This window comes from Alphaproteobacteria bacterium, from assembly GCA_005883305.1.
Taxonomy (GTDB): Bacteria; Pseudomonadota; Alphaproteobacteria; order Sphingomonadales; family Sphingomonadaceae; genus Allosphingosinicella.
Genome location: VBAC01000001.1, coordinates 2178403 through 2193188 on the forward strand (window position 1 = coordinate 2178403; position 14786 = coordinate 2193188).

Here is a 14786-nt window from a genome sequence, read left to right on the forward strand (position 1 = left end):
CCTCTGGCCCTTCGGCTGGGGAGAGTGGACATGCGTATCGCCTTAATCGGCTTGGCTCTGGCAGGCGCGGTAGCCGTCTCCCCGGGGCACTCGGCCCAGCCGCGCGCGGCGGCTTCCTGCCACCTTTCGCTCCCGGCATCGCCCGACTCCGAGACCTTCGCCGGCGCCGGCCACAGCGGCGCCGCCGCTTCGGCGCAGCAGACCGGCGCCCTCTTTGCTTCCGCCGCCTCGCATCTGTGCGCCTCGGGAGTCGTCCGCCCCGCCAACCTCGCACGCTACCGCCGGCTGCTGGTGCGCAACGCCGAGGGCGCCAACGAGCCCAACATCTACGACGATGCCGAGGAGCAGCCGGGCGCCCTCATCATCGAGTTCGCCTTCGCCGGAGGCCCGCCGCCGACTCAGGAGGCGGTCGAGGCCGCGCTGCGTTGCTGGCGCAACCCGGGCGCCGCCGGCTGCAGCGCAGAGGATGTGGGGCCGTAGGTCGATACTCCGTCGGAACTTCGCGCTGGCCGGATTCCCGCCCGACATTCTCAGAGTCACCCCGGCGAAGGCCGGGGCCCATGAACCGAAGCCGTTGTGAGCAGGCCGCGGCGACATCGCCTCTACCTCGAAGGCGGCGTTCATGGGTCCCGGCCTTCGCCGGGATGACTCTCCTGGTTGGCCGGACGCTTTTCCAATTGCGCCAAGGCCTCATGGGCGCCGCACGCCGGTGAAGCGGCGGTCGACGCTCATCACCTTGAGCGCACCTTCCATCCGATCGCCGCTCACATGGCCTTCGATCCGGTAGGGTACGAGCATCCGGCTGCCGCGCAGGACGAAGCCATTGCCCTCGATGCTGCCATTCGCCGTCACGCTGCCCTGGCCGTGAATTTGGCCACGCAGGGCCGAACCCTGCCGGCGCAGCACGAAATATCCGCGCCGTTCGGGGCCATGCCGCGTCTGCCAGGTCAGATCCCATATGCCGTCGAAGCGCGGCGCTGGTGCCTGCGCGGCGCCGGCGGCCGCGATCATCCCGAGGCAGAGGCCCATGCCAAGCGCGCGGATCATGGCACGAAGGATAGTGCAGGCTTGGCCGCCCGGACAAGCTTGATCGCTTGATCACGAATGCCGCGAGCGGCTACCCCGGAGCGATGGATCCCGGCCCCGCCGTCTCGACCATCGCTCACCAGATCCAGCTGGCCGTCGCGCCGGTCTTCCTGCTTGCCGGCATCGGCTCGATCCTCAACGTTCTCGCCGGGCGGCTGGCGCGGGTGGTCGAGCGCGCGCGCATGCTCGAGCGCGACTTCGCCTCGTTCGACGAGGAGACGCGGGCCGCGGCAACGGCCGAGCTGAGGCTGCTCGACCAGCGGATGACGGTGGTCAACCTCTCGCTCTCCGCCTGCACCGCGGCGGCCCTGTTCGTCTGCGTCACCGTCGCCCTGATGTTCACCGGAAGCCTTGCCGACGCGGCCTTCGGCCGGCCCGTCGCCTGGCTGTTCGTGCTGACGATGCTGCTGCTGATCCTCGGCCTGATCCTGTTCCTGTGGGAGGTGCGGCTCGCCGTCCGATCGCTCCGCGTGCGGCGCGCGCTGATGCCTCACCGCCGCGGCTGAACGTCGCTCTTTCCCGCGATCTGAAGCGCGTCGCTTTCAGCCTCGGTGAGCTCCGCTCCCTGACCATGGAACGCGGCGGCGAGCTGCGCCGGGCTGACCGCGCCCTCCCAGCGGGCGACGACGATCGTCGCCACCGCATTGCCGATGAAGTTGGTGAGGCTTCGGCATTCGCTCATGAACCGGTCGACGCCGAGGATCAAAGCCATGCCGGCGACGGGGATGGCGGGCAGCACCGAAAGGGTGGCGGCGAGGACGATGAAGCCCGAGCCGGTCACCCCGGCGGCGCCCTTGGAGGAGAGGATGGCGACGGCCATCAGCAGCAATTGATCGCCGAGCGACAAGTCGATCCCGCAGGCTTGGGCGATGAACAAGGCGGCAAGCGACATGTAGATGTTGGTGCCGTCGAGGTTGAACGAATAGCCGGCGGGGACGACCAGGCCGACGATCGGCTTGGGGCAGCCGGCGCGCTCGAGCTTCTCCATCAGGAGCGGTAGCGCGCTTTCGGAGGAGGAGGTGCCAAGCACGAGCAGAAGCTCGTCCTTGATGTAGCCGACCAGCGCGAAGATCGAGAAACCGGCGGCTCGGGCGATCAGGCCGAGCACGACGATCACGAACAGCAGCGCCGTCGCGTAGAAGGTGGCGACCAGGGCGGCCAGGTTGGCGAGCGTGCCGATTCCGTATTGCCCGATGGTGAAGGCCATCGCGCCGAATGCGCCGATCGGCGCCGCGTACATCAGGATGTGGACGATCCTGAAGACGACCGCGGTCAGCGTCCGCAGCAGGTCGAGCAGCCGATCGCCGGCCGCGCCCAGCTGCGCGAGGGCGATTCCGAACAGGATGGCGACGAGCAGGACCTGGAGGATCTCGCCGCCGGTGAGCGCGCTGGCCAGCGTGTCGGGTATGATGTGGAGAAGGAAACCGGTGACGCTCTGTTCGTGCGCCTGGCTGACATAGGTCGAGACCGAGGCCGGGTTCAGGCCGGCCGGAGCGACGTTCAGTCCCGCCCCGGGCCGGACGAGGTTGGCGACAATCAGGCCGACCGCCAGCGCGAAGGTGGAGACGGCGAGGAAATAGCCCATCGCCTTGGCGCCGACGCGCCCGAAGGCTTTCAGATCGGCCATTCCGGCGATTCCGGTGACGACGGTGAGGAAGATGACCGGGGTGATGATCATCTTGACCAGCTTGATGAAGCCGTCGCCGAGCGGCTTCATCGCCCGCCCGGTCTCCGGCGAGAGCCAGCCGAGCAGGGCGCCGGCGGCGATCGCGACCAGCACCCAGAAATAGAGCGTGCGCCAGAACGGCCGCGCGGGCTTCGCCATCGTCCCCTCCCCGGCGCTCTTCGGCGGCGCCCCGGGCGAAACCCTAGTGGCACGCGCGGCGGCTGTCAGGTTGAACTTTGCGGCGGTTATGCGCTTTGTGCGCGCATGGATGAGAATGGAGGGCAGGCGGCCCAGCTGGCGCGGGTGGCGCTGATCGTCTCGGCGATGGCGCTCGCGCTGGCGATCCTCGGCCTGTTCCTGCCGATCAGCTAGAGGCTTGCGCCGGGCGCAGGTCGGCCAGGAAGGCCGTGACCAGGCAGGCGATGCCGGCGACGGGGCCGAGCGCGATCATCATCGGCGCGACCTCGGCGAGGCGTATCAGCAACAGGCGGGCCATGGCTCAACGGCTCTCGGCCAGCAAGGCGGTGGCGAGATAGATGACGATCGCGACCGGCCCGAGAAGGAGCAGGGTGGCGGCGATCGCGCCGACGCGGATCACCAGCGGGTCCCAGCCGGTGGTGCGGGCGAGGCCGGCGCAGACTCCGAGGGCCTTAGCGTTGCTCTTGTCGAGGGCGTAGCTGCTGTTCATCGTTTCAAGTCCGAATGAGTGGGTGTGGAGGGTCCCGCAGGACCGGGTCCGGTCCGGTCAATCAGATGACCGGAACCGGGCCGATCGCGGCGGAAAGGAACAGGCTCGAAGCGACCAGCGCGCCGACGAGCGAGAAAGCCAGCGTCTGCAGGCTGTGGATGGAAAGGGTCATTTCTTGTCTCCTTTGGTCGACCTCGGGACCATCCCGGGGTCATGCCAAAAGATATGCATCCGCCGTGCCAAGTGCGGAAAACGGCGAAAATTCGCCGTTTCCGGTGCATCGCCCGATGAACCTTGGATTTACGAGTCCCAACTCACGGCAAATTGCGCCAAGAATTGGCGTCCGATTGCGAACGATGGCGGGCTTTGACCGATCAGGCCGCGGGCGGCGCGGGCTCGCTCGCTCCGACGGGCTCGACGACAGTCGGCGCTGTCTTGACCAGATGGTTGCCGATAAGGCCGCCGAGCAGCGGCGCGGCGACGGTAACCGCCTGCATCCATGCTGCTATCGGAAATGGCATCACACCGAGTCCTGCGAGGATCGCGTAGACGATTGTCACCGTCCAGGCAGGCCACGCTTGGCGGGAGATAAGCTTGGCGAGCGCGGCCCCAGCGAGCGTGCCGCCGAAGATGGCGACGAGCAGGCCGATCTTCGGTCCGGCAGGCATGTTCAGCACCAATTCGACCACTTGACGACTGTTGTAGAGGTTCACGTCATGCGGAACCGAATAGGTGGCGCCGACCGCCACTATGCCGATCAGGATCAGAACGAGATAGCCGGCGATCAGGCCGGCGACGATCCCGAGAACAGCGCGCATCAATCCCTCCCCCATTGGTTCCCGTAGCTATAGGTCGGCGCTCAGCTTCCGACAACCGTTCCGCCGTTGGGGTGGAGTACCTGCCCGGACATGTAGCTTGAATCCTCGCAGGCGAGGAACAGGAACGCGGGAGCGACCTCGTTCGGCTGACCCGGCCGGCCCATCGGCGTGTCCTTGCCGAAATCCTTCATCTTCTCCGGCGTCGAGCCTCCGAACGGATTGAGCGGGGTCCAGATCGGCCCTGGGGCGACTGCGTTGACTCGGATTCCCTCGCCGACCAGATTTTCCGAGAGCGAGCGGGTGAAGGCGGTGATCGCGCCCTTGGTCGCCGAGTAATCGAGCAGCTCCTTCGATCCCTGATACATGGTGATCGAGGTGCAGTTGACGATCGCCGACCCTTTTTTGAGGTGCGGGCGAACGGCCTGGGTCAGGAAGAACATCGAGAAGATGTTGGTCTGGAAGGTCCGCTTCAGCTGCTTTTCGCTGATGTCGGTGATGTCCTTGTCGGGATGCTGCTCGCCGGCATTGTTGACGAGGATGTCGAGCCCCCCGAGCTTCTCGACGACCTCCTTCACCGCGCGGTCGCAAAAATCCTTGTCGCCGAGATCGCCGGCGATGGTCACCGCCTTGCGCCCTTCGGCCTCGACGATCCGCTTCGTCTTCGCGGCGTCGTCATGCTCGCACAGATAGAGGATGGCAACGTCGGCGCCCTCGCGCGCGAACAGAGCGGCGACCGCGCGGCCGATGCCGCTGTCGGCGCCGGTGACCAGCGCCACCTTGCCCGCCAGGCGCCCGGAGCCGGGATAGCGCGGCTCCCAATCCGGCTTGGGCTCGAGCTCGCTTTCGTGACCGGGAAGATCGCCTTCCCGAACCATTTCGACAATTTCCGTTTCGGCTCCGCTCATCGCGTTTTTCCTTCGCATCGGTAGTCGAAGGGAAAAACCGCTTGGTCGAAAGGGCGTTCCCAGCCATGAGCGCCGCGCGCACCACGCCTCGTTAGGCTCGCGTTCATCTTACATGCTACAAATGTAGCGGGCTCAACCGGGGGTCACGAATGTCCACGCCTGTCTTTCACGCGCGCCGTCACCTGCTCCTGGTGGCGCTGCTGAGCTCGACATCGGCCGCCTTCGCCCAGAATGCGGACGCGCCACCTCCCGCGGGCGAGACCGCGCCGGCGAGCGGCACGCGGACCTACACGCCGGCGGACTTCGCCCGCTTCAACCCGCGCAACGCACTCGACATGCTGAGCAACGTGCCCGGCTTCGCCATCGACGAGGCGGACACCGAACGGCGCGGCCTTGGGCAGGCGACCGGCAACGTGCTGATCAACGGCGAGCGCTTCTCCGGCAAATCGACCGACATCTTCACCGAGCTTCGCCGGATCAGCGCCGCCAACGTCGCGCGGATCGAGGTCGTCGACGGCTCGACGCTGAACATTCCCGGCCTCAGCGGGCAGGTCGCCAACGTGATCACGCTCTCGCGCGGCCTTTCCGGCAACTATATCTGGCGGCCCCAGATCCGCGCCCACCGCACCCCGGCGCGGCTGACCAGCGGCGAAGTCTCGCTGAACGGATCGCTGAGCGGCACGGACTATACGCTCAGCCTGCGCAACGACAGTTTCCGCAACGGCAATGCGGGGCCGGAGCTGGTCACCAACCCCGCCGGCGACATCCTCGACGTTCGCGACGAGGTGCTCGGCGTGAACGGCGAGCGGGTGCGGCTCAGCGGAACGCTCCACCGCGCCTTCGGCAACGACACCGTGCTCAACCTCAACATGCTGTTCGGGATTTCGCCGCAGGACCTCGAGGAGATTTCGCTGCGCTCCGGCCCCGGCCAGCCGGACCGCAACCGCAACCTGGTCGAGCGCAACCGCCAGCACAATTTCGAGCTTGGCGGCGATTACGAGCTCGGCCTGATCGGCGGGCGGCTGAAGCTGATCGGAGTGACCCGCGGAACCCATACCGACTTCAGGCAGACGCTGATCCAGACGTTCGCCGATGCGACGCCGGCCGAAGGCCAGCGCTTCACCCAGCTCGCCGACGAGAGCGAGACGATCGGGCGCGGCGAGTTTCGCTGGCGCGGCGGCGGCGCCGACTGGCAGGTGAGCCTGGAAGGCGTGCTCAACCGGCTCGACGTCGTCAACGCGCTCTACACGCGAGACTCCGGCGGCGACTTCATCAACGTGCCCTTCCCGGATTCGGCGGCGACGGTCGAGGAACAGCGGGCCGAGATCGGCCTCACCTACGGCCGGCCGCTGTCTCCCAAGCTGAGCCTGCAAGCCTCGCTGGGCGGGGAATATTCGCAGCTTAGCCAGAGCGGGCCGAACGGGCTCAGCCGAACCTTCTACCGGCCCAAGGGCTATCTCAACCTCGCCTGGCGCCCGCGCGCCGGGCTCGACGTCAGCGCCCGCATCGAGCGCGTCGTCGGCCAGCTCAACTTCTTCGATTTCGTCGCCTCGGGCAACGTCAGCTCCGGAACGCAGAACGCCGGCAACGCCAATCTCGTGCCGCCGCAGAGCTGGGACGCACGCATCGAGGCGACCCGCAACCTTGGGCGCTGGGGCACGGCGACCGCGAGGATCTACGGGCGGCTGATCAGCGACATCGTCGACATCATTCCGGTGGGCGGCGGCCAATCGCCGGGCAATTTGGAGGGGACGGCCACGGTGCTTGGCGTGCAATGGACCAGCACGTTCAACCTCGATCCGATCGGGGTGCCCGGCGCCAAGATCGACATGAACCTGCAATTCCAGCAGAGCCGGCTTACCGATCCACTGACCGGCGAGCGCCGGCCGATCAACGAGAATACGACCCGGCAGATCGACATCAGCTTCCGCCACGATATCCCGCGTACCGACTGGGCCTATGGCGGCGGCTTCTTCCAATATCGGCAGGCGCCGCTCTACCGGCTCGACCAGCGCTGGCACTTCCTCGACACGCCGGGGAGCCTCGGCGCCTTCGTCGAGCACAAGGACGTATTCGGGCTGACCGTTCGCGCGGCGGTCGACAACCTCCTCGACACCAACGAGAGCTTCACGCGCACGTTCTACAACGGCCTCAGGACCAACGGCCCGCTGGCCACCGAGGCGCGGGACCGCTTCTACGGCCCGATCTTCAGCCTGACGATTACCGGGACGATCTAGCGTCGGCGAAGCGCTGCGGCCGTGCGGGGGCCGGCTCCGGCAAAAGCACGTCGCGGCCCCGAACCTGGGCCGGCACGGCGCCGGCCGGGCGGCACTGGGCGACAACCGAGGGATAAGCGAGGTCCACGTAGCGCTCGAGCACGCTCGCGGTGGCGGCGGCGCAGGCGGCCTCGCTGGCGTAGCGCGGTTCGGCGATCTGGACTTCCTGGCAGGAAGCATCGCCTTCGCCGCAGCCGAGTATCGCGATCAGGTAGAGCGCCGGTCCCATGAGCGCTCAATGCTTGAGCCCATCGCACGTTCCACTCGTTTCACCGCCGATTTGGGGATGGGGCCCAGCGCCCCTATCTACGACAGGATGGCCGAGGACGAGGATCAGACGGAAACGAAGGCCGAGCCCGGCTTCGCCGCGCTGAGGCGCTTCCTCCCTTATCTATGGCCAGCGGGCGAGCCGGCGCTGCGAGCGCGCGTCGTCTTCTCGCTGCTGCTGGTCGTCGTCTCGATCTGCATCACCACGCTGGTCATGCCGCTCGCTTACGGCGCGGCGATCAACCGGATGACCGCCGGAATGGAGCCCGCGGCGGCGATCGCCATAGCGCTGGTCGCGGCCTATGCGGCGGCCCGCTTCGGCGGAGTCCTCCTCGACAATATGCGCAACGGCATCTTCGAGCGGGTCGGGCAGGATGCCACGCGGCGGCTCGCTGAGACGACCTTCCGCCACCTCCACGATCTCTCGCTTCGCTTCCACCTCGAGCGGCGCACCGGAGCGGTCACCAAGATCGTCGAGCGCGGCACCAAGAGCATCGACATGATGCTCTATTTCCTGCTGTTCAACATCGCGCCGACGGTGCTTCAGCTGACCATCGTCCTGGCGATGTTCTGGATCAAGTTCGGCCTCGGCCTCGTCGTCGCCACCTGCGTGATGGTCGCCGCCTATATCCGCTACACGCGGATGGTCACCGACTGGCGGACCAAGCTTCGCGCCAGGATGAACGATCTCGACACCGGCGCGGTGGCGCGCGCGGTCGACAGCCTGCTCAATTACGAGACGGTCAAATATTTCGGCGCCGAGGATCGCGAGGCGCAGCGCTACGGCCGGGCGGTGCGGCGCTACGCCGACGCGGCGGTGAAGAACGAGACCAGCCTCGCCTGGCTCAACGTCGGCCAATCGCTGATCACCAACGTGATGATGGCCGGAGCGATGGGCTTCGTGGTCTGGGGCTGGAGCAAGGGCCGCTTCACCACAGGCGACGTGGTGGTGGTCAACACGTTGCTCGCCCAGCTCTTCCGCCCGCTCGACCTGCTCGGAATGGTCTACCGCACGATCCGCCAGGGCCTGATCGACATGGACGCGATGTTCGCGCTGATCGACACGCCGGCGGAGGTGGTGGACGTGCCGGGGGCGCCCGCGCTCTCCGTCGCCGCCGGCCATGTCCGCTTCGAGGATGTGCATTTCGGCTACGATCCCGGGCGCGAGATCTTGAAGGGCATCGACCTCGAGGTGAAGCCGGGGACGATGACCGCGGTCGTCGGGCCGTCGGGCGCGGGCAAGTCCACCCTCTCGCGCCTGCTGTTCCGCTTCTACGAGCCCATGTCGGGCCGGATCACGATCGACGGGCAGGATATTTCCAAGGTCACCCAGGCGAGCCTGCGCGCCGCGCTCGGCATCGTTCCTCAGGACACCGTGCTGTTCAACGACACGATCGGCTACAATATCGGCTACGGCCGCGAAGGCGCGGGCGAGGCCGAGATCGAGGCGGCCGCCAAGGGCGCGGCGATCCACGATTTCGTGATGAGCCTGCCGAAGCGCTACGAGGCGATGGTCGGCGAGCGCGGGCTCAAGCTTTCGGGCGGCGAGAAGCAGCGCGTGGCGATCGCCCGCACCTTGCTCAAGGACCCGCCGATCCTGATCCTGGACGAGGCCACCAGCGCGCTCGACAGCCGCACCGAGGCGGCGATCCAGGAAACCTTGCAGGGCGTCGCCGCGCGGCGCACCTCGATCGTCATCGCCCATCGCCTGTCGACCGTGGTCGATGCCGATCAGATCGTCGTGCTCAGCGAGGGCCAGGTCGCCGAGCGCGGCACCCACGCCCAGCTGCTCCGCCGCGGCGGCCTCTACGCCGACATGTGGACGCGCCAGCAAAGCGAGCGCGAGGAAGAGGAAGCGCAGGCCGCGGCCGAATAGTCAGCAGGGCCTCGAGAATCCCGCCACGTCGGTCCTGACCGTGCGGCCCTCGATCGGCTGGACCGGGCGGATGTTGCCGTGAGGAAAGATGTTTTTGAACCGCGCCATTTGTGCGCCGCTGAACGTGATCCGGTCGGCAAGCACGATCCAGTTGACGCCGGTGGTGAAGGGCGGCGTCGTCAGAGAGCCAAGGTAGCGGAATGTCCGCGGCCGCTCGAGCCAAGGGCGAAGCACGTGGCCGAGCGGATCGGCGGAATGGATCGTCACCGACATGTCACGCCCGCTGGGCATTGCGGCGAGCAGTGGATCGAACTCGGCACTGGCGGCGCCTTCGTCGACGAGCCGGGCGACGACCGCCAACGATCCGTCGGCCGCCTCGAAGACATAATGGATTTCCATCGCGGCGACCGCGCCGTCGATCCTGTGCTCGGCGGGCGTGTGGAAATGATATTGGCGCAGCTCGTAGCTCTTGCCGTCGAGCTCGAGCGTTCCGGCGGGTGGATCGGCGCTGACCCGGATCGTCGCCTCGTGGTCGGGCGAACCGGTGTTGCGCCACACCTCCGTGACCGGCGAACGCCGGGCGAGGACGAGGGGCGGCAGCGCCGCGACGCAGCTATGGGCCCGGTCGATGTCGATCGGCGACTGCGGCCCGGACGCTTCGTGGCTCTGCGCCGAGGCGGCCGGTGCGGCCAGGACCGCGATCAGCAACCCAAGAGCGACGTGCGGGCGAGACTGGCGCATTCCCCGACCTCCTCGATCGAGGCGTAGGCCGCGGCGGCAAGGACCGCTATCGGGGACAGACCCTAGATCAGGCGCAGGTCAGCCGAACCTGCCGGGCGGGCTTGTCGAACACGAGGCTCGAGCAGCGCGCGAGGAAATCCGCGCCGATCGAAATCCGATCGCGGTCGCTGTTGCGGTGGCGGTCGGCGGTGACGACGATCTCGTCGGGATCGCCGCCCTCCTCGCGGATCGAGCCGGCATTGCCGAAATCCGACGTGCGAACGCCAAGCGCGCCGATCGACAGCGGGCCGATCTCAAGCGGACGGCCGAGACGTAAAGTCCTCACCGGGCGGGCGATGCCGAAGGCGATCTCGACCTGCTCGGTTTCGCCGGCGACGCGGGCATCGTGCGAAGCGGCCAGGCGCACGCCCGCTCCGGCCGAAGCGAGCGTGCGCGGATGATGGGGGTTGAAGCCGATCCGAAGCGGCGCGCCGCCAAGATCGATCACCGCATAGCTATGGCCCCAGCCGCCGAGCAGCCCGCCTTCGTCGGCCAGCGGAAGCGCGACGGTGCGCTCGCCCGGCAGCGAAGGCCGCAGCTGGAAACGGATCACGCGCTGGGGCAATCCTCCGGGGCCGATCACACCGTCGGCGGCCTCGGTATAGTCGATCCGGGTCCAGCCAATCCGCCGCCGCCGAATCTCGCCGCCCTCGCCGACGCCGATCCGCCCGATCGCCGTGACTCCGTCGACCTGCCGGGGCCCGACCAGGAGAGCGAAGGCGAAGGGACCGGGGTTGAGCCCGGCCTGGTTGGCCCATCGCGTGGAGAGCAGAGGCAGAGCCGGCACCGCAGGATCGATCCGCAGCCGGCCCGGCACGCCGTTGACCGTCGCCGGCACGATGCCGTCCGGAGCGACCACCAGCTCCTGCTCGGGCCGACGCGCCCCAAGCAACAGAATTGCCAAGGCAAAGACTATCGAGCGCCGTCCGATCATCGCCAGATCTCCCACCAATGCGCCCCGCGAAAAGCTGGCGTGCGATTGCGGCGGGATTGGGGCGGAAAGGCTTGATCATCCTTGCGAATAGGGCTTTCTGAAGAGCGCAAGGGAGGGAAGAGACATGCGGTTCGGCCTCGCCATCATCGCGGCAACCAGCTTTGCCTGTTACGCGCCGGCCTTCGCGCAAGCGGATTCGATCGTCGCGCTCACCCCGGGCCAGTCGGCCGTGCTGACCGTGGCCGGGAAGGGCGAGGCCCGCGTCGTTCAACGCGGGCGGGGTGAATGGACGCCGCACGACCTCGCCGCTGCGCGCCATCTCGTCGGCCGGCCGATCCCGGATGCGCCGGTGCCGGAGGCGTCGCCGCTGCCGAGCGCGCCTGCAAGCGCCCCGCCGCCACCGGTGGCGCGCGACGCGGTCCATCTGCGCTTCATGAGCATCGCCGGGCGGCACTCGCTGTTGATCGTCGAGAATGGCTACGGGGCGGCGCTGCTCTACCGGGCGCGGATGACCCGCGACGGCCAGACGCGGCCCACAGACGTGTGCGTCGTGCTGCCATCCAATCGCAGCTACGAGCACTGGCCCCACCCGATCGACCGCCTCGAATTGACCGATTTCGCGCTTGTCCCCTGGAATGAAGGCGATCCGGCGACCTGCGAATAGTTGTTCTATATGTGTTCCGAACTATAATGTGCCGATGCGACTCGACTTTGCCTCGCCCGGCGGCTTTGGAGGCGCGGTGACATCGCCCCTCCAGATCCTTCGCAACACGTTCGGCTTTTCGGATTTCCGCGGCGTCCAGGAAGACGTCATCGCGCGGGTGATGGCCGCTCGGCGCACGCTCGCCGTAATGCCGACCGGGGCCGGCAAATCGCTCTGCTACCAGGTTCCTGCGCTGGCGCTCGACGGGATTGTGCTGGTCGTCTCGCCGCTGATCGCCTTGATGCACGACCAGATCCGCGCCGCCGAGGCGTTCGGGCTTCGTGCCGCTTCGCTGACCTCGGCCGACGCCAATCGCGGCGAGACGATCGAGCGCCTGAAGCGCGGGGAGCTCGAGCTGCTCTACGTCGCGCCGGAGCGGGCGACGGGGGGCGCTTTCCGCGAGCTGATCGGTCAGGTGAAGCTGGCGCTGATCGCGATCGACGAGGCCCATTGCGTGTCCGAATGGGGGCACGATTTCCGGCCCGACTACCGCCTGCTGCTGCCGCTGCTCGACGCCTTCCCGGACGTGCCGCGGCTTGCGCTGACCGCAACCGCCGACGAGCGCACGCAAGCCGACATCCTCGTCCAGCTCGGAATCCCGGAGGACGGCCTGATCGTCGCCGGCTTCGACCGGCCGAACATCCGCTATCACGTGCGGCCGCGCGACGGGGTCGCGGCCCAGCTCAAGGCGCTGCTCGCCGACCAGCCGGGGGCCGGAATCGTTTACGTGCAGAGCCGGGACAAGGCGGAGAAACTCGCCGAGCAGCTCGCCGCCACGGGACGGCCGGCGCTGCCTTACCATGCCGGGCTCGAGCCGCAGATCCGCGCGCGCAACCAGGCGGCGTTCGTGTCGTCCGAGGACATGGTGATGGTCGCCACCGTCGCCTTCGGCATGGGCATCGACAAGCCCGACGTCCGCTTCGTCGCCCATGCCGGAATCCCGAAATCGATCGAGTCCTATTATCAGGAGACCGGCCGCGCCGGCCGCGACGGCGAGCCGGCCGAGGCCTGGCTGTTCTGGGGCGCCGAGGATTTCTCCCGCGCCCGGCGGCGGATCGAGACCGAGATCGAGGAGGGGCGGCGCGGCGGCGAGCGCGAGCGGCTCAACGCGCTCGCCGCTTTGGTCGAGAGCGCCGGGTGCCGGCGCGCCATCCTTCTGCGCCATTTCGGCGAGGATCCGCCGGGGACTTGCGGCAATTGCGACAATTGCCTGAGCCCGCCGCAGGCGATCGACGCGACGACGACCGCGCGGAAGCTGCTTTCCGCCGCCTTCCGAACCGAGATGCGCTTCGGCCTCGGCCACCTCACTGACGTGCTCGCCGGGCGCGAGACCGACAAAGTGCTGGGCTTCGGCCATCACCGGCTGAGTGTGTTCGGAATCGCCGACGAGGGCGAGCTGGCGCTGGTCAAGCCGGTCTCCCGCGCCCTGCTTGCCCGCGATGCGCTGCGCGCCGACGATTATGGCGGCCTTTCCTTCGGTCCCGCCGCCAGGCCGATCCTCAAGGGCCTGGAGACGGTCGAGGTCGTGCTGCCGCCGAAGCGGTCGCGGCGACGCGACCGCACGGCCAGGGACTATCCGCACGATCCGCTGTTCGAGGCGCTGCGCGCCCGGCGCCGCGAGCTGGCGGCCGAGGCGGGCGTGCCGCCCTACGTCATCTTCCACGACAGCACCTTGCGCGAGATGGCCGAATTGAAGCCGACCACGCTCCACGCTCTGTCGCGAGTCTCCGGCGTCGGCGCGGCCAAGCTGGAGCGCTACGGCAACGCCTTCGTCGAGGTCGTCGCCGGCTGGGAGGGCTGAGCCCGGGCCGACCCCATATACGGATTTCCTGCTGGCCGGTTGGGGCCGGGACCCATGAACGCGGCGTGTGAGGATGGGACGAAGTCGCCGCCGCGCTCCCTCGACCGCTTCGGCTCATGGGCCCCGGCTTGCGCCGGGGTGACTCTCTTGGGCTCGCGCGCACCGTTTCCAAATCGGGTGCGGGCGCTCGCACAGGCTTGCGCGCAAGCGCCCTTCGGACAATGAAGCCCGCATGGGCGAGGTGAAGCTGCACCCGAGTTGGCTGGAGCCGCTCAAAGGCGAGTTCGACAGCGATTACATGCGCGCGCTTCGGCGCTGGCTGGTCGGCGAGAAGCAGGCGGGCAAGCGCATCTTCCCGGCCGGCGGCGAGTGGTTCCGGGCGCTCGACCTGACTCCGCTGGAAGAGGTGCGGGTCGTCATCCTGGGGCAGGATCCCTATCACGGGCCGGGCCAGGCCCACGGCCTGTGCTTCTCGGTCCGCGAGGGCGTCCGAACGCCGCCGAGCCTGGTCAACATCTACAAGGAGCTGGAGAGCGACCTCGGCATCGCGCCCGCGCGGCACGGCTTCCTCGAACATTGGGCGCGGCAGGGCGTGCTTTTGCTCAACGCGGTGCTGACGGTGGAAATGGGCCGCGCCGCATCCCACCAGGGGCAGGGCTGGGAGCGTTTCACCGACGCGGTGATCCGGCTGGTCAACGCAAAGGAAGAGCCGGTCGTGTTCATGCTCTGGGGCAGCCACGCGCAGAAGAAGGCGGCGTTCGTCGACAGCATCGAGAAAGGCGGGCGGCATCTGGTGCTGAAGGCCCCGCATCCGAGCCCCCTTTCGGCCTATAGCGGCTTCTTCGGCTGCCGCCATTTTTCGAAAGCCAATGCCTTCCTCGAGAGCCGGGGGCTGGCGCCGATCGACTGGGCCCTTCCCGCCTGCGCCTGATGGTCCCATCGTCGTCATTGCGAGCGAAGCGAAGCAATCTAGTGCGGCGTCGGCG

Annotated in this window: 15 protein-coding genes; 7 read left to right on the forward strand and 8 right to left on the reverse strand. The window is 68.0% G+C overall.

Features of this window, described 5'->3' with window-relative positions:
* Positions 1 to 30 precede the first annotated feature (30 nt).
* Positions 31 to 480, forward strand: a complete 450-nt coding sequence (locus E6G92_10855; protein ID TMJ20222.1) for a hypothetical protein — start codon at positions 31 to 33, stop codon at positions 478 to 480.
* A gap of 210 nt (positions 481 to 690) precedes the next feature.
* On the opposite strand, the gene E6G92_10860 is transcribed toward E6G92_10855, so the two are convergent.
* Positions 691 to 1047, reverse strand: coding sequence for a hypothetical protein (locus E6G92_10860; protein ID TMJ20223.1), 357 nt, complete (start codon positions 1045 to 1047; stop codon positions 691 to 693).
* Between the two features lie 83 nt (positions 1048 to 1130).
* On the opposite strand from E6G92_10860, the gene E6G92_10865 reads away from it, so the two are divergent.
* On the forward strand, positions 1131 to 1592 hold the full coding sequence (locus E6G92_10865) for a DUF2721 domain-containing protein (protein ID TMJ20798.1): 462 nt from the start codon (positions 1131 to 1133) through the stop codon (positions 1590 to 1592).
* On the opposite strand, the gene E6G92_10870 is transcribed toward E6G92_10865, so the two are convergent.
* The 4 genes from E6G92_10870 to E6G92_10885 all read right to left on the reverse strand — a co-directional run bounded on the left by E6G92_10870 (position 1577) and on the right by E6G92_10885 (position 5133).
* The gene (locus tag E6G92_10870) at positions 1577 to 2911 is read right to left on the reverse strand and encodes a dicarboxylate/amino acid:cation symporter (GenBank protein TMJ20224.1); all 1335 of its coding nucleotides are present in this window, start codon (positions 2909 to 2911) and stop codon (positions 1577 to 1579) included. The genes E6G92_10865 and E6G92_10870 overlap by 16 nt on opposite strands.
* Before the next feature lie 340 nt (positions 2912 to 3251).
* Positions 3252 to 3440, reverse strand: coding sequence for a PspC domain-containing protein (locus E6G92_10875; GenBank protein TMJ20225.1), 189 nt, complete (start codon positions 3438 to 3440; stop codon positions 3252 to 3254).
* Between the two features lie 374 nt (positions 3441 to 3814).
* Complete coding sequence (locus E6G92_10880) at positions 3815 to 4258, reverse strand: hypothetical protein (protein TMJ20226.1); 444 nt, start codon at positions 4256 to 4258, stop codon at positions 3815 to 3817.
* Positions 4259 to 4299: 41 nt separating this feature from the next.
* Complete coding sequence (locus E6G92_10885) at positions 4300 to 5133, reverse strand: SDR family oxidoreductase (GenBank protein TMJ20799.1); 834 nt, start codon at positions 5131 to 5133, stop codon at positions 4300 to 4302.
* A gap of 179 nt (positions 5134 to 5312) precedes the next feature.
* On the opposite strand from E6G92_10885, the gene E6G92_10890 reads away from it, so the two are divergent.
* A complete protein-coding gene (locus E6G92_10890; protein ID TMJ20227.1) occupies positions 5313 to 7400 on the forward strand; it encodes a TonB-dependent receptor in 2088 nt (695 codons plus the stop codon).
* On the opposite strand, the gene E6G92_10895 is transcribed toward E6G92_10890, so the two are convergent.
* Positions 7384 to 7668, reverse strand: coding sequence for a hypothetical protein (locus tag E6G92_10895; GenBank protein TMJ20228.1), 285 nt, complete (start codon positions 7666 to 7668; stop codon positions 7384 to 7386). The genes E6G92_10890 and E6G92_10895 overlap by 17 nt on opposite strands.
* Before the next feature lie 87 nt (positions 7669 to 7755).
* On the opposite strand from E6G92_10895, the gene E6G92_10900 reads away from it, so the two are divergent.
* Positions 7756 to 9582: an ABC transporter ATP-binding protein/permease gene (locus E6G92_10900; protein ID TMJ20229.1), complete on the forward strand. Its 1827-nt coding sequence runs from the start codon at positions 7756 to 7758 to the stop codon at positions 9580 to 9582.
* On the opposite strand, the gene E6G92_10905 is transcribed toward E6G92_10900, so the two are convergent.
* The gene (locus tag E6G92_10905) at positions 9583 to 10323 is read right to left on the reverse strand and encodes a carbonic anhydrase family protein (protein TMJ20230.1); all 741 of its coding nucleotides are present in this window, start codon (positions 10321 to 10323) and stop codon (positions 9583 to 9585) included.
* A 67-nt stretch (positions 10324 to 10390) separates the two neighbouring features.
* Positions 10391 to 11266, reverse strand: a complete 876-nt coding sequence (locus tag E6G92_10910; GenBank protein ID TMJ20231.1) for a hypothetical protein — start codon at positions 11264 to 11266, stop codon at positions 10391 to 10393.
* A 154-nt stretch (positions 11267 to 11420) separates the two neighbouring features.
* Here E6G92_10910 and E6G92_10915 point away from each other — a divergent pair, with 154 nt between their 5' ends.
* From E6G92_10915 to E6G92_10925, 3 genes are all read left to right on the forward strand, one after another.
* Positions 11421 to 11960: a hypothetical protein gene (locus E6G92_10915; protein ID TMJ20232.1), complete on the forward strand. Its 540-nt coding sequence runs from the start codon at positions 11421 to 11423 to the stop codon at positions 11958 to 11960.
* A 76-nt stretch (positions 11961 to 12036) separates the two neighbouring features.
* Positions 12037 to 13800 carry a DNA helicase RecQ gene (gene recQ, locus E6G92_10920; GenBank protein ID TMJ20800.1) on the forward strand — a complete coding sequence of 588 codons (1764 nt, stop codon included), beginning with the start codon at positions 12037 to 12039 and terminating at the stop codon, positions 13798 to 13800.
* Positions 13801 to 14032: 232 nt separating this feature from the next.
* The gene (locus tag E6G92_10925; GenBank protein TMJ20233.1) at positions 14033 to 14731 is read left to right on the forward strand and encodes a uracil-DNA glycosylase; all 699 of its coding nucleotides are present in this window, start codon (positions 14033 to 14035) and stop codon (positions 14729 to 14731) included.
* Positions 14732 to 14786: the final 55 nt, after the last annotated feature.

What these genes read in the sequence shown, in the direction of transcription:
- E6G92_10885 (TMJ20799.1), bottom strand. Translation starts at nt 5,133, where the DNA reads ATGGTTCGGGAAGGCGATCTTCCCGGTCACGAAAGCGAGCTCGAGCCC.
- E6G92_10915 (TMJ20232.1), top strand. Translation starts at nt 11,421, where the DNA reads ATGCGGTTCGGCCTCGCCATCATCGCGGCAACCAGCTTTGCCTGTTAC.
- E6G92_10855 (TMJ20222.1), top strand. Translation starts at nt 31, where the DNA reads ATGCGTATCGCCTTAATCGGCTTGGCTCTGGCAGGCGCGGTAGCCGTC.
- E6G92_10860 (TMJ20223.1), bottom strand. Translation starts at nt 1,047, where the DNA reads ATGATCCGCGCGCTTGGCATGGGCCTCTGCCTCGGGATGATCGCGGCC.
- E6G92_10870 (TMJ20224.1), bottom strand. Translation starts at nt 2,911, where the DNA reads ATGGCGAAGCCCGCGCGGCCGTTCTGGCGCACGCTCTATTTCTGGGTG.
- E6G92_10890 (TMJ20227.1), top strand. Translation starts at nt 5,313, where the DNA reads ATGTCCACGCCTGTCTTTCACGCGCGCCGTCACCTGCTCCTGGTGGCG.
- E6G92_10895 (TMJ20228.1), bottom strand. Translation starts at nt 7,668, where the DNA reads ATGGGACCGGCGCTCTACCTGATCGCGATACTCGGCTGCGGCGAAGGC.
- E6G92_10905 (TMJ20230.1), bottom strand. Translation starts at nt 10,323, where the DNA reads ATGCGCCAGTCTCGCCCGCACGTCGCTCTTGGGTTGCTGATCGCGGTC.
- E6G92_10900 (TMJ20229.1), top strand. Translation starts at nt 7,756, where the DNA reads ATGGCCGAGGACGAGGATCAGACGGAAACGAAGGCCGAGCCCGGCTTC.
- E6G92_10925 (TMJ20233.1), top strand. Translation starts at nt 14,033, where the DNA reads ATGGGCGAGGTGAAGCTGCACCCGAGTTGGCTGGAGCCGCTCAAAGGC.
- E6G92_10880 (TMJ20226.1), bottom strand. Translation starts at nt 4,258, where the DNA reads ATGCGCGCTGTTCTCGGGATCGTCGCCGGCCTGATCGCCGGCTATCTC.
- E6G92_10875 (TMJ20225.1), bottom strand. Translation starts at nt 3,440, where the DNA reads ATGAACAGCAGCTACGCCCTCGACAAGAGCAACGCTAAGGCCCTCGGA.
- E6G92_10865 (TMJ20798.1), top strand. Translation starts at nt 1,131, where the DNA reads ATGGATCCCGGCCCCGCCGTCTCGACCATCGCTCACCAGATCCAGCTG.